Origin of the sequence: Paenibacillus sp. HGF5 (assembly GCF_000204455.1) — a bacterium.
In the GTDB taxonomy this organism is placed as follows: domain Bacteria; phylum Bacillota; class Bacilli; order Paenibacillales; family Paenibacillaceae; genus Paenibacillus_AQ; species Paenibacillus_AQ lautus_A.
The window spans coordinates 24,543-37,442 of sequence record NZ_AEXS01000050.1; the positions used below are offsets into that span (position 1 = coordinate 24,543).

The window sequence follows — 12,900 nt, forward strand, 5'->3', positions numbered from 1 at the left end:
CCTCATCGCATGAACATGCCGCCGTTGATTTCGATCGTCTCACCCGTTATATAAGAAGACAGCTCCGAGACTAGGAACAGCACGGAGCCGGCGACATCGTCCGGCGTGCCCTCACGCCCAAGCGGAATGCCCTGAATGGTGGCTTTGCGCGCATCATCCGGGGTAAAGGTCGCGTGAAACGCCGTTTGCCCGATAAAGCCGGGGGATACGGCATTCACATGAATTCCGCTTGAAGCAAGCTCCTTCGCCAAGCCTTTGGTAAAGCTCAGGACGGCAGCCTTGCTCGCCGCATAAATGCTAGCGCCCGGTCCGCCGCCGTTGTGCGCCGCAACGGAGGTCATGTTCACGATGCGGCCTTGACCGGCCGCTTTCATCCCCGAAATGACCGCTTTGCTCACGAATACCGTGCTTTTCATATTGACGTCCATGATCTTGGCGTAGAGCTCCTCGGTCATTTCCGCATTTGCCAGCCGCTGGACCAAATGCCCCGCATTGTTAACCAGAATCGTCACCGGCCCGCCAAATGCCTTCTCCACTTCCGCCACAAGCGCCTCCGCCTGTTCGGCTTGCGCAACGTCTGCGCGAAAAGCGTGGGCTTCGCCCCCAAAATCTCTGATCTCGGCAACGGCCTCTTCGGCAGCCTCCTTGCTGTTCAAATAATTCAGCGCTACCTTGGCTCCGCTTCTGGCCAGCATGATGGCAACCGCCCGACCGATTCCTCCGCTAGATCCTGTGACTAAAGCGACGTTACCCGATAGATTTATTTGCATGTTGATCCCTCCTGATTAGGTTTGCAGCTGTTTCAGCCTGTTTTCTTGCTCACGCATTCTTTCCATTCGCGGCATCGTCATAACGATGCTTGTGCCTTGACTCGGCGAACTATGAACCGTTATCCCGTACGATTCGCCGTAAACCATCTGAATTCGCCGATGAACGTTCACGATGCCGATGCCGCCTCTGCGCCGGGCGCGTTTCCCCTCTTCATCATCGACCAAGCGGTTTTCCTCGAGCCTTTTGCGCAGTTTATGAAGCTTATGGTCCGCAATGCCTGCCCCGTTGTCCTCGACCATGACCAGCAAATTGTCTCCGTCGACTCTCGTATCAATCCGAATGTAATGCCACGCCTCGATTCCTTCCGGAAAGGCATGCTGGAAAATATTCTCCACAATCGGCTGCAGGGAGAGCCTGACCATTTTCTCCAACAGGAGCTCGGGCGGCGTTGCCACCTCGATCTCAAAATCGCGCCCGATCCGATGCTTCAAGATCATCATGTAATGCCGCACATGGTTCAGCTCGTTGGCAATCGTGATTTCCTCCAGATTGGTCTGAATGGAATATCGAAGCATGAAAGCCATGGCCTCCACCATGTCCGAAATTTCGTCCGAATCCTGAACGATCGCGTAACAGTTGATCGTTTCCAGCGTGTTGTACAAAAAATGCGGATTGATCTGCAATTGAAGCGCCTGAAACTCGGCCCGCTGGCGCTCCAGCTGGATGTCCTGCAGCTCCAGCTGCGTCTTCTGATTGTGGAGCTCCGTGTCGTATACCTGCTCGATCATGTCGGACAACCGGCTGACCATGAGATTGTAGCTGTGGATCAATCCCCCGATTTCATCCTCGCGCGGTTTCACGTCGGTGATGTGCGTCCAGTTCCCTTTCTCCGTCTGCCTCATCCCGTTCTTCAAATTGCGGATCGGATTCACGATCGATTTCCCGAATCTGTATGCCAGAACGAGCGCAATGAACAAGGTGACAAAGCCTACGATAATGGTGGTGGAGCGAATGCCCGAAATCGGCGCCCTGAGCTCATCCAGCGGCATCATAATGACGAGGCTCCAGCCCGAATATTCGGACTGGCGCGAGATGATCATCGCTTTCTCGCCTAATACCGGTTCGATGAAGCGATGATCGCCCTTGGCGATAATGCGCTTCGGCAGGTCCGTGGTCGTGATTCCCTCCATATCCACGTGCTCTGGGGCATAAACGACCTCGCCTTCGCGGTCCAGGATGAAAAAGAAGCCCTGCTCCCCAAGGTCGACGCCATTCCATAAACCCGACAGCTGATCTTCATTGAACTCTACCGCAAGCACGCCTTTAACGTCGTAGGAATTCATTCCCCGGATTTTGCGGGCAACCGTAATGACGTTGTCGCGATCCTGTTCCAGCAGGCTGGTCTTCAAGATGACGATCTCCCCGTTCCCCGGCGTCTTCTCCGTCAATTCACGAAGACGGTCCGAAGGATCGATCGACATGGCGGAGAAATTCTGGTTCTGATCGAAAATCGACCGGCCATGGAACCCCAGGATGTACATCATATGGGTCTGCGTAGGGTATTGAATGAAGATTTTCTGAAAAACATCCTTTCGGATGAGATGGGTGAACCGGTAATGCTCATAGCTGTCGCTGGGATCCATATCCAAGAATCGTTTCACCGAATCCTGCAGCAAAATCGTATTGCTGATCCGCTCGAACATTTTCAGCTGATTATCCGTTTGCCTTGCGGCGTTCGTGATGACGGTGGTCATATACTTCTCGACCTGCTCGTCAATCGCTTCGGATGATTTCATGTAGAAGAAGACGCCGACCGTGGTAAGCGAGAACATCACGACGATGAAGAAGTACAGGAAGATTTGACGGGACAGGCTCTTCCGCATCATTCGATCCCCAGCATCTCCCGGTATTCGGAAGGGGTGTAACCGGTGACCTTCTTAAAGGTTTTGGTAAAATGGGGATGATCCGCATACCCCACTTCGAACGAAATGTCCGTAATTTTATAATGCGGAATGGCAAGGAGCTTCTTCGCCTTCTCCATTCGTTTCTTGATCCGGTAATGGACAAAGGTCTCGTCCGTCATCTGCTTGAACAGCTGGCTGAAATAGGACGGGTTGAGTCCAAGCATGTCGGCCACCTCATCCAGCGAGAGATCGCGGGACAAGTTGCGCTCGATATAGGCTTTCGCTTCCTCTACAGGCTCCTTCGCATTCCCTTTTCGCTTCTCGCGTATGAGCTTCACCGTCTGATTCACGGCCAGACGAAATCTCTCGAAATAATGATGGTTCCCTCCGGGCGCAGGCCCCGATATTCCCGTCATGCGTTCGAACGAATATACGTCCCTGCCGTTTAACTGCTTGATCAACTTCGCGTACAGCTCATCCAACAGCTCCTGAAGCTGGATCGATTCGAACCGGCGCTCATTGCAATAATCCTCGATTTCCTGCAGCTTCATCTGGATATCGTTCATTTGCAAATGCCATACGGCCAGCTCGAGCTGCTCCAGCCAATCCTCCAGCTTGGAAAGCGGAAAATAGAACCGCTGCTTCTCCTGCATGGACTTTCGATCCGCCATCAATTTGTTCATGGTGTTATGTACCACCGATTTGGTCACGGGCTTGAGCAGATATTCCTTAACCCCATACGACATGCATTTCTGGGCGTATTCGAAATCGCCGTAACCGGAGATGACAACGACCGTGATATCGCCGTAGGCTTCATATAACTGCTTGCTTAACTCCAGGCCGTCCATCTTGGGCATCTTGATATCCGTAAATATGAAGTCCGGTCGTGCCGTCTGGATCGCTTCCAACGCTTCCATGCCGTTTCCGGCCGTTTCCGCTTGAATCATGGCCGGATCCGTCTGCGTGATCAGTTTCGCCAAGCCCATCCTTATCATAGGTTCATCATCAACGACCAGAATGCGGTACATCACCCATTCCCCTTTCAAAACAGCGAGAGTAGTTTAGCTTTAGCAAGATACTCCTCTGCTTAGACAAGCAGAGGAGTCATTCTTCAACACTATACTAAAACATGCCCCGCTTATTCGAAAGCGTTTTCTTTTTCGTTATATCGTTTCGTTGCTTCCTCAATAATCTCTTTACCGCCCTTGGACAAATACTCCTCGAGCACCTTGCCGTAGTTATCGATCGGCTCCCTGCCGTATACCATGCGAAGCACATGCTCCAGAATCAGCGGAGGCAGTTCATCCGACTTCGGATTCAGCTCCGGATATTTCACCATCGCCTCCAGTCTCGGGTCGAATTCGATTCCGCGGCGGCCCTCATTCGATAACATGTTATCAAAAGCATCAATCAGCTCTTTGCCGGAATCGGACAATTCGGATACGCGTTTGTTGTACGTTGTGTCCTGCACCAGCCACAGCCAGTAGTTCAAATAACGCATCTTATCCGCGCCTGCTGCGTCCGTCGGTACCTCGAAGACCGGCTTTCCGTCGGTTACCTGATAATCCTCGCCCTCGATGCCGAAGCTGAAGAACAATTCCGCGTCCTCACTGACCATCCAGTTGAAGAACTTCACGATATCCTCCGCTTTATCCTTCGCCTTCGCGTTGATGAAGAAGGAACGCGTGACCGGATTATAATGGGCATATCCCCCTTTACCGTCAGGTCCTACAGGCGAAGGAATCAGCGCCACTTTCGCGTCCGGCACATTCTCCTTCAGCTGGGTTCCCCAGATCGGAAGCTCGTTGGCATTCATAGACCACATGCCGGCTTTGCCGCTCGTGACGATGGATTTGAAATCCGCGCTTTCAATGGTCGCGAATTCCTTGCTGATCAATCCTTCCTCATGCATCGTCTTATAGATCTGAATTGCCTGCTTCATATTTTCTTCGTCAAAGAAGGTTGGCTTTACTTGCCCGTCCGGGAACACCTTGAATTGGTTCAGATAACCCAGCACGTCATACGCCCCGAAGAAGGTATCGGCATATTTGAAATTCTGACGTCCCGCATAAGGCTGCTCCACCCCGGCTTCCTTGAACGCGCGCAGAACATCCATCGTTTCTTCCACCGTCGTCGGGATCTCCTTCCCTACCTTTTCCAGCAGGTCGGTCCGAATCCATGTCGCCCGTCTGGACGGATTGGACAAGATTTCGGGAATCCCGTAAATATTGCCCGTCTTGGAATCCGTCATCCGCTTCCAGGCTTCCTCGGGGATAAACTTGAGCAGGTCCTGCCCATGCTCCTGCAGCAGGTCGTTGAGCGGAAGAAAGACTCCGTTCTCCACGGCACCCGCCAGCTCGGGACCGCTGATTCCGCCAGTTCCCTGCACCACATCCGGTATGTCGTTCGTTGCGAACATCTGCACCATTTTATCCTGATATTCGTTATGCGGAATGAGACGGATATCGAGGTCCGTATTCGTCATTTTCTCTAGCTCCAGCACGTACTTATCCTGGTTGATATCCGGATTCTTCTCAACGTAGGAAACGTTAAGCGTCCGCATCGAAATGGAAAATTTCGTGGCTCCCGCTTCATTCCCGCCTTGGCCGTCGCCCCCGGCGTTGGCTCCTCCGCCTCCGCCATTATTGCCCGCACAGCCGACGAGCATGGCCAGTACAAGACCTGACGTAAGCGCACGTGTCCAGCTTTTTCTCATGAATACCCCTCTTTTCAAGCTAATATAGTCGCTTATAATAGCGCTTTCAAACTTAATATCAGTATAGAGAGCCGTCTGGGCGGGAACAAGGAATGTCTTTGGCTCGGTTTGTCGTTTTTTTAGGGTTATTCTTTGATCGACCCGATCATCATCCCGTGAATGAAGAAGCGCTGCAGAAACGGATACAAGAGAATGATGGGCAGCGTGGCTACCAGAATAACCGCCATCTGAATGCCCTGCACGGACTGGGAGCTTGCTTCGAACGCCATGTTGCCCGTATCGGTCAGGCCCTCGTTCACCAGAAGCTCCCTCAATTTGACCTGGAGCGGATACTTACTGCGGTCATTGATATAGTAAAGGGCATCCATATATTTGTTCCAATTCGTTACGGAATAGAATATCCCTACCGTCGCCAGCGCCGGCTTTGATAACGGAAGCACGATGCTCCACAGGGTACGGACCTCGCTGCATCCGTCGATTCGGGACGAATCGATCAGTTCGCCCGGAATTTGGGTGAAGAACGTGCGAAGCACAAACAGGTTGAATGCGCTGATCGCCGATGGCAGCATCAAGGACCACAGCGTGTTGACGAGATTCAGCTCGCGCATCAGTATGAATTGGGGGATGAGCGGTGCCGTAAAAATCATGGTCAACAGGATGATTATCATGATGGTTTTTCTGCCGACGTATTCGGGCCTGGAGAGCGGGTACGCCAGCGAAGCGGTTGATGCCAGATTGATGAAGGTTCCGAATATCGTAATATAGACGCTGATCCCGAATGCCCTCCAGATGGAAACATCGTTGAATACATGCTTGTAGTATGCAAAGGTAAATTCCACCGGCCAGAACATCACTTCTCCGCGATCGATAGCGCCAGGGCTGCTGAACGACTGGGCAATGACATTGAGAAAAGGGAGCAGCATGGTGAGTGCAAGAAAGGTAAGGATGATATAGTTCAATACAAGAAACATTTTTCTGCCTGCACTGTCGTATTTCACGTTGGTGGTCACTCCCCTCTAATACAGCGACTCGCCGGTCGCTTTCTTGCTGATGGTGTTTGCAATGGTGATCAGGAACAAGCCGACAACGGACTTGAACACCCCGATGGCGGTGGCATAACTGTACTGAAGCTGCTGCAAGCCGGCTTTGTAAATGTACGTGTCCAAAATTTCGCTGGACTGGATGTTAAGCGGGTTCTGAAACACGAATACGCGTTCAAACCCGTAATCCATGAAATCCCCGATCTTGAGCAGGAACAGGATTGTTATCACGGGAAGCAGTGCTGGCAGCGTAATGCTGAGGGTCTGGCGCCATCTCCCCGCTCCGTCGATTTCGGAGGCTTCGTAAAGATCCGGATTGATGCCCGCGAGCGCCGCCAGATAGATGATGGTTCCCCAGCCGACATCTCTCCATAATCCGGAGCCCACCAATACCGTTCGAATGTAGGAATCTTCGCCGAGGAAATAGATCGGTTCGAAGCCGAACCACCCGAGCACCACGTTCACGATCCCCGATGACGGGGACAGGATGCCCACAAAGATACCGCTTACAATAACCCATGACAGAAAATGCGGCGCATAGAATATCGTCTGGACAATTTTTTTGTAGACGACCTGGCGAACCTCATTCAGCAATAAAGCCAGGACGATGGGGGCCGTAAAAGCAAACAGAATGTCATATGTACCCAGCAGAAGCGTATTGCGCAGAATTTTCAGAAAATCATAGTGCTGGAACATTCGCCCAAAGTGCTCAAGGCCCACCCAGGGACTTCCCGTTACGCCCTTAAACAAATTGTAGTTCTGGAATGCGATCACGGAGCCCATTAACGGAACATATTTGAACAATCCGAAGAACAGCAGTCCCGGCAGCGATATGAAGTACAGCGCCCTGTATTTCCACATGAATCCGAGCAGCTTTCTCCGTTTATCAAGCTTTCCCTCCAGAATCGGGCTTACCGCTGCTTTGTTTGGCTCGGCCATCTGTCATCACCTCTTGTTTCTCAAATGGGCCGGTGCGTTGTCATCTATCGGAATTTCGTCAAACCGGATGCTGATAAATTCAGGCTCCCGGTCAATGATCCGCGACAGCTCCTTTGTAAAAACGTCAACGATTTCGTTCTTCTGCTCATCCGTGCGTCCTTCGTACATTTTAATCGTAATTTGCGGCATCGGCTGATCGCCTCCTTAGGAAATGGATGTGATGAATATCCTTATCCTATAAGTTTTTATGACCGGACAGCAATGGAGGAAGATCGGTTCCTTTGTGTTTTTTTTAGGTGCATTGGCGGCTTGTGTTTTTTTAAGATCGGCTTGTTATTTCAATAGTTCTTAAGCGGTTGGTATAGAATTCCGAGGCGTTCTGTGGAACAATGGTTCCAAACAGCAGCCAACTCGGGCCGCTCGATGCCATCAGTTATGGGAGGCTTTGCGATGAACGGTCAAGTTAAGGAAGAGGAAACGACCTATGCGTCGTTATGGGGGAAACTAGAAAAGAAAGTAATGCGTATGACGGGTCAGCTACAAGGCAAAGTTCCCCATACGACAAAGAACGGGATCTATGATTCCACCCGGATCGATTGGTGGACCTCCGGTTTTTGGCCGGGGATGCTATGGATGATGTATGATATGACCAAGCAGCCGCAGTATAAGGAGTTGGCTTGGGAATGGGATGTTCGGCTTGAACAGGCGCTGATCGGGGACAGTAACTTTCATCACGATGTAGGCTTTCAGTTTCTGCCGACGGCCGTCATCAAATATAAACTGACCGGCGATCCGGATGCCAGGCGGAGAGGATTGTTGGCGGCTACCCTGCTCGCAGGAAGGTATAACCCCGTCGGCAGATTCATTCGCGCTTGGAATCAGGTGAAGCCTACCTCGTGGAACCACGGAAACGAAGGCTGGTCCATCATCGATTCCACCATGAATCTCTCCCTCTTGTTCTGGGCTTCGGAGGAGAGCGGTGATCCGAGATTCGCTCATATTGCCAGAGAGCAGGCCAATACGGTTGTCGAGCATTTCATAAGACCCGACGGCTCGGTTCGGCACATCTGCCGGTTTGACCCGTTGTCGGGCGAATATATGGAATCGCTCGGCGGACAAGGCTTTGGACCGGAATCGGCCTGGAGTCGGGGAGCAGCCTGGGCTTTGCACGGGATGGCGAACACCTATCGGTATACCGGCGATATTCGGTATCTCGACGCTGCCAAGCGAGTCGCTCATTACTTCGTGGCTTCCCTTCAGGAAGATTCCATTCCGCTTTGGGATTTTCGGGCGGAGCGCAAGGATTTGGAATACCCCGATCATGATGGAACGGATACATCCCCAATGGCACCGGAGCCAAGGGATACATCCGCGGCATCCTGCGCCGCATCCGGGCTGCTTGAAATCGCGGACCTCGTCCCGCAAGCCGAAAGCGCTCTGTACCGCAGCAGTGCCTTGCGTATCATCGACTCCTTGACGAACCGTTACGCCGAATGGGATGACCCGGATTATGAAGGCATACTGAAAGAGGCCACCGGGCATCTGCCTGCCGGACAAAATATAAACGTCTCGCTTATTTATGGCGATTACTATTATGTTGAGAGCGCAGCCAAGCTAATGGGATGGAAAAACCGGATCTTCTGATCCGGTTTTTTTGTCGTGTTTATTTAATCTTTTTCGGAATCCGAATATAGAAGCAGCTGCCGCCAACATGCTCATCTCCGCTTTCGGCCCACACGTGGCCGCCATGAGCGGAAACCAGCTGCTTGACGATGGCCAGCCCCATTCCGCTTCCGCCGCTTAACCGATTCCTCGACTTATCCCCCCGATACAGCCTTTCGAATATATACGGCAGATCGGATTGGGAGATGCCCTGTCCCGAATCCCGAATCCGAATCAGGGCATCGGCCCCTTCGTCCACGAGATGGGCTTGCACCGTACCGCCGGACGGGGTGTAGTGCAAGGCATTGCTTAACACATTGATCAGAATCTGGAGCATCCGGTCTGGATCCACCTCGGCTGTGATCGACGAACTGCTGGCATAATGCAGACTCACTTCTTTTTCATGATACATCGCCTTCGCCAACGTGACGGCTCTCTCCATAATATGGCTCAGATCCTGCTCGGACCGGGACAGCTGAAACTCCGGGGATTCCATATCGTGCAGCTCCTCCAGCTCCGTGACGAGCTGAATCAAACGGTCGATTTCATCCAAGCAGGTGCGGAAACGTTCTGCAGTCGGCTCCCATACCCCGTCCTCGAGTGCACGGGTGTGACTCTTTAACGTGGTTAGCGGCGTTCGGAGCTCATGCGCGATATCCTGCGTCATGTTCCTGCGAAGCAACTCCTGTTTCTGCAGCTGCACGGCCAGCTCATTCAGCGAAGCACCAAGCCCAGCAATTTCATCGTACCCCCCGGCTGCCACGCGGATATCCCATTTTCCCTGCGTCATCATTTCTGCCGCCCGCTTCATCTGGACGAGGGGAGCCGAAATCCTTCTTGCTACATAGATTCCTATTATGGAGGCTATGGCAATCGATAACAGGCAGGTTAAGATAATCGATTGCATCTGCGCCTGCTCCAAATGATAGTTCAGCTCATCCATTCCGCTGTGCCCGCTGGACTGCTGCTGGTACATCGCGATATGGTAATGGTTCGTCACGATGTTGATCACGGTAAACACGATCAGGATCCCTGCCGTGATGCTGATAATGATGGCGGCGAGCCTCAGGTCAAGCCGATGCTTCAAGCCCCGTCACCTCCGAAGCGGTAGCCGAATCCGTAAACGGTAAGAATATACTTCGGCTGCCTCGGGTCGGATTCGATCTTGTGCCGCAGATTCTTGATATGCTGGTCAATAATGCGGATATCACCGATAAAATCATAACCTAACACCCGGTCGACCAGTTCTTCGCGGGAGAAATTCCGCTGCGGGTATTTGGCCAACAGCAGCAGCAGTTTATATTCGCTCGGCGTCAAATTCACGATTTGTCCATGGCTGGTGACCTCATGCTTCATCGAATGGATGACCAATGCGCCTTCATCATACACAATGACGTCCGCGAGCAGCTTGCTGTCATCCCCCCGCCTCAAGACAGCCTTGACCCTTGCCACGACTTCCCGTGGGTCGAACGGCTTCACGATGTAATCATCGGCTCCGATCGCAAATCCGCCGATCCGGCTGCTCTGAGCCACCTTAGCCGTTAACATCACGATGGGGACCGAGCTAAACGTTCGAATTTCCTTGCATATCCGTTCACCGTCCATATCCGGCAGCATGAGGTCCAATAGGACAAGGTCCACGGCTTGTCCTCGCAGGCAATCGAATGCCTCCGCACCGTTCGCCGCTTCCAGCGTCAAGTAACGTTCTTTGTTCAAATAAGATACAAGAACTTCTCGAATATTCGGTTCATCATCCACGATTAATATGGTTTTCATTTTGGTATCTCCTTATAGAATCCTTCATCAGTTCAAGTCAACTGTAACATAAGTCCCCATTGTAACTAAAACTTGTGAAGATTCCATGAGGATCAACAAGATGGTCCATGAAGCCCATGCGTTTCTTGGGCTTCATGGTAGCCTGTCGTCTCATCACGTGGCATTTATAAGAGACTTCAGATAAGAGACGCTTTGCGTCACCTGGCTTTCATGCAAGCCGTGAAGAATCAGCGGTCCGTCAAAACGATAAGCGCGCAGAAGCTGAATGTATGCTTCATAGTCCAGTTCTCCGGTTCCGGCAGCCCTGTACCGGAATCCATCTACTGTCGAATAATCCTTGGCATGAGCGATAATAACATGTTCACCGAGCAGTGACAGCGCTTGATCTACCACCTCTGTCAAAGCCTCTCCGTCGTTCGGATTGAACAAATTCGCTGCGTCCAGTACCACCTTCAACCGTGGAGTACGCATCGTGTCCAGCAGCTGTCTGGCTTTGACGGCATCGCTGATCACATTGGCCGGCTCCGGTTCAACGGCCAGCTCAAGCCCGAATTCTTCTGCTATATTCACCAATACCTGCATGGTGCTTAGCAGATCATCCCATGCTTCCGGCGAATCGTTGTCCATATGCCTTCTCCACATGTCGATTGGATCTCTCGTGCCTGTGCACAGGGTAATGACGGTCGTCCCCATTGATTGGCACATCGCTGCCAAATGGCGAAACCGGCGAATGTAACCCTGCCGTTTCCCCCGATCGGGGTGGATCATATTGAAGGTCCCGGATACGGCGGCCATCTGAAGATGCCGATTCTCGCACGCTGCTTGAATATGTGCCGCGGTTCCCAGATCGACGTCCTCCGGCAGCGACGGAAGAGCGGCACAGGAAAGATTGAACTGGATGACCTCCAATCCGGCAGCGATAACAGCGTCCAAGTTTTCTTCCAGTGTCGGCCTCTCAAACGTCTTGGAGAATATGCCCAATCTCATCACTCATACGCCTCCCGATACTTCAGCCAGCTTTACCGTCCTGCCGCTCTCAACGGATCTGGCAATCGCCGCCATCGCGCGCATGGCTGCTACTCCGTCATCCAGATCGGCTCCTCGCATGGGTGCCTGCTCCAGAATCGTATCCGCGAAGCCTTCCACCTGCAGCTTGAAGAAATGCGCATCTTCGCCTAGCGGCCTGTGATAACAACCGTCGCGCGAGGAGAACACCTCGACGTCGCTTGACTTGAAGAGCCACGGATTGTAGGTCTTGCCAACAACGCTTCCGTGTTCACCGTAAATTTGAAAGCCTTCATGCCAGTCCATCCGGACGGCGACCGTAAGATCCAGATGCCCTACAGCGCCCGATGCAAACTGAACGGTGACGAACCAGTTATATGCGCCGAACTTCTGCGTATTCCATGCCGTCACGCTCACCAGGTCCCCCCCTAAAAAGCGGGCCGTATCCACCAGATGGCTGCCATGCGTCAGCATGTAATACCGCAGCTTATCGAGCTTCGGATTACCTTCCGGCCTCAGGGCATTCGGACTAAGCCGCACCAGCGGCTGCACGTTTTCGGTGACCGTATACCGGTAGGTGGAATCGCAGTACCATGCTTTCAGAGCCAGCATCTCCCCCATCTCTTGCTCAATAAACCGTTTGGCATAAGCGATGCCGGGATCAAAGCGTTTCATGTTTCCGATTTGGACAACACAACCGGAATCCCTTGCTCTCCGCTGTAATTCCTCACACTCTTCTACGGTGACGCCAAGCGGCTTCTCCACGAGAACATGTTTTCCTGCTTCGATGGCTTTAAGGGCGGCTTTCACGTGAAATTGATCCGCGATGCCAATGATGACAGCTTCCACCTCGGGATCTGCCAGCATCTTGTCATAATCCTTGTAGGTTCGTACCGGCTGATGGATTTCGGCCATGCGGTTCAGCAAATCCTCCGCGACGTCGCATATCGCATAAAGGCGTGCATTGCGCGCCCTCCGGCAAGCTTCGAAGTGTCCGTACTGCGATATGGGGCCGCAGCCCAGCACCGCCACATTCAAAGTTGTTCTTTTCTCGGCCATGACAGCACCTCCTGTAGTTGATGATTAT

Annotated in this window: 12 protein-coding genes; 1 reads left to right on the top strand and 11 read right to left on the bottom strand. The window is 52.4% G+C overall.

Annotated features, from left to right (window positions below):
- Positions 1-2: 2 nt before the first annotated feature.
- The 7 genes from HMPREF9412_RS08110 to HMPREF9412_RS08140 form a co-directional block, all read right to left on the bottom strand.
- The gene (locus HMPREF9412_RS08110; RefSeq protein ID WP_009590936.1) at positions 3-770 is read right to left on the bottom strand and encodes an SDR family NAD(P)-dependent oxidoreductase; all 768 of its coding nucleotides are present in this window, start codon (positions 768-770) and stop codon (positions 3-5) included.
- A gap of 15 nt (positions 771-785) precedes the next feature.
- The gene (locus tag HMPREF9412_RS08115) at positions 786-2,657 is read right to left on the bottom strand and encodes a cache domain-containing sensor histidine kinase (RefSeq protein WP_009590949.1); all 1,872 of its coding nucleotides are present in this window, start codon (positions 2,655-2,657) and stop codon (positions 786-788) included.
- On the bottom strand, positions 2,654-3,703 hold the full coding sequence (locus tag HMPREF9412_RS08120) for a response regulator transcription factor (RefSeq protein ID WP_009590938.1): 1,050 nt from the start codon (positions 3,701-3,703) through the stop codon (positions 2,654-2,656). The genes HMPREF9412_RS08115 and HMPREF9412_RS08120 overlap by 4 nt, the downstream gene beginning before the upstream one ends.
- Before the next feature lie 110 nt (positions 3,704-3,813).
- A complete protein-coding gene (locus HMPREF9412_RS08125) occupies positions 3,814-5,391 on the bottom strand; it encodes an extracellular solute-binding protein (RefSeq protein ID WP_009590935.1) in 1,578 nt (525 codons plus the stop codon).
- 125 nt (positions 5,392-5,516) lie between these two features.
- The gene (locus HMPREF9412_RS08130; RefSeq protein WP_009590948.1) at positions 5,517-6,389 is read right to left on the bottom strand and encodes a carbohydrate ABC transporter permease; all 873 of its coding nucleotides are present in this window, start codon (positions 6,387-6,389) and stop codon (positions 5,517-5,519) included.
- Positions 6,390-6,407: 18 nt separating this feature from the next.
- Complete coding sequence (locus HMPREF9412_RS08135; protein WP_009590947.1) at positions 6,408-7,370, bottom strand: ABC transporter permease; 963 nt, start codon at positions 7,368-7,370, stop codon at positions 6,408-6,410.
- A gap of 6 nt (positions 7,371-7,376) precedes the next feature.
- Entirely contained in the window at positions 7,377-7,559 is a 183-nt protein-coding gene (locus HMPREF9412_RS08140) for a tautomerase family protein (protein WP_009590941.1), read from the bottom strand.
- 261 nt (positions 7,560-7,820) lie between these two features.
- On the opposite strand from HMPREF9412_RS08140, the gene HMPREF9412_RS08145 reads away from it, so the two are divergent.
- A complete protein-coding gene (locus HMPREF9412_RS08145) occupies positions 7,821-9,014 on the top strand; it encodes a glycoside hydrolase family 88 protein (protein ID WP_009590946.1) in 1,194 nt (397 codons plus the stop codon).
- A gap of 19 nt (positions 9,015-9,033) precedes the next feature.
- Here HMPREF9412_RS08145 and HMPREF9412_RS08150 read toward each other — a convergent pair whose 3' ends face one another.
- The 4 genes from HMPREF9412_RS08150 to HMPREF9412_RS08165 form a co-directional block, all read right to left on the bottom strand.
- Entirely contained in the window at positions 9,034-10,119 is a 1,086-nt protein-coding gene (locus HMPREF9412_RS08150) for a sensor histidine kinase (protein ID WP_009590934.1), read from the bottom strand.
- Positions 10,116-10,808 carry a response regulator transcription factor gene (locus tag HMPREF9412_RS08155; RefSeq protein ID WP_009590956.1) on the bottom strand — a complete coding sequence of 231 codons (693 nt, stop codon included), beginning with the start codon at positions 10,806-10,808 and terminating at the stop codon, positions 10,116-10,118. The genes HMPREF9412_RS08150 and HMPREF9412_RS08155 overlap by 4 nt, the downstream gene beginning before the upstream one ends.
- Positions 10,809-10,961: 153 nt before the next feature.
- On the bottom strand, positions 10,962-11,795 hold the full coding sequence (locus tag HMPREF9412_RS08160) for a sugar phosphate isomerase/epimerase family protein (RefSeq protein WP_009590931.1): 834 nt from the start codon (positions 11,793-11,795) through the stop codon (positions 10,962-10,964).
- Between the two features lie 3 nt (positions 11,796-11,798).
- Complete coding sequence (locus HMPREF9412_RS08165; RefSeq protein ID WP_009590944.1) at positions 11,799-12,872, bottom strand: Gfo/Idh/MocA family oxidoreductase; 1,074 nt, start codon at positions 12,870-12,872, stop codon at positions 11,799-11,801.
- Positions 12,873-12,900: the final 28 nt, after the last annotated feature.

Coding starts and splice junctions, on each gene's coding strand:
- HMPREF9412_RS08110 (WP_009590936.1), bottom strand. CDS start 770: ATGCAAATAAATCTATCGGGTAACGTCGCTTTAGTCACAGGATCTAGC.
- HMPREF9412_RS08115 (WP_009590949.1), bottom strand. CDS start 2,657: ATGATGCGGAAGAGCCTGTCCCGTCAAATCTTCCTGTACTTCTTCATC.
- HMPREF9412_RS08120 (WP_009590938.1), bottom strand. CDS start 3,703: ATGTACCGCATTCTGGTCGTTGATGATGAACCTATGATAAGGATGGGC.
- HMPREF9412_RS08125 (WP_009590935.1), bottom strand. CDS start 5,391: ATGAGAAAAAGCTGGACACGTGCGCTTACGTCAGGTCTTGTACTGGCC.
- HMPREF9412_RS08135 (WP_009590947.1), bottom strand. CDS start 7,370: ATGGCCGAGCCAAACAAAGCAGCGGTAAGCCCGATTCTGGAGGGAAAG.
- HMPREF9412_RS08140 (WP_009590941.1), bottom strand. CDS start 7,559: ATGCCGCAAATTACGATTAAAATGTACGAAGGACGCACGGATGAGCAG.
- HMPREF9412_RS08145 (WP_009590946.1), top strand. CDS start 7,821: ATGAACGGTCAAGTTAAGGAAGAGGAAACGACCTATGCGTCGTTATGG.
- HMPREF9412_RS08155 (WP_009590956.1), bottom strand. CDS start 10,808: ATGAAAACCATATTAATCGTGGATGATGAACCGAATATTCGAGAAGTT.
- HMPREF9412_RS08160 (WP_009590931.1), bottom strand. CDS start 11,795: ATGAGATTGGGCATATTCTCCAAGACGTTTGAGAGGCCGACACTGGAA.
- HMPREF9412_RS08165 (WP_009590944.1), bottom strand. CDS start 12,872: ATGGCCGAGAAAAGAACAACTTTGAATGTGGCGGTGCTGGGCTGCGGC.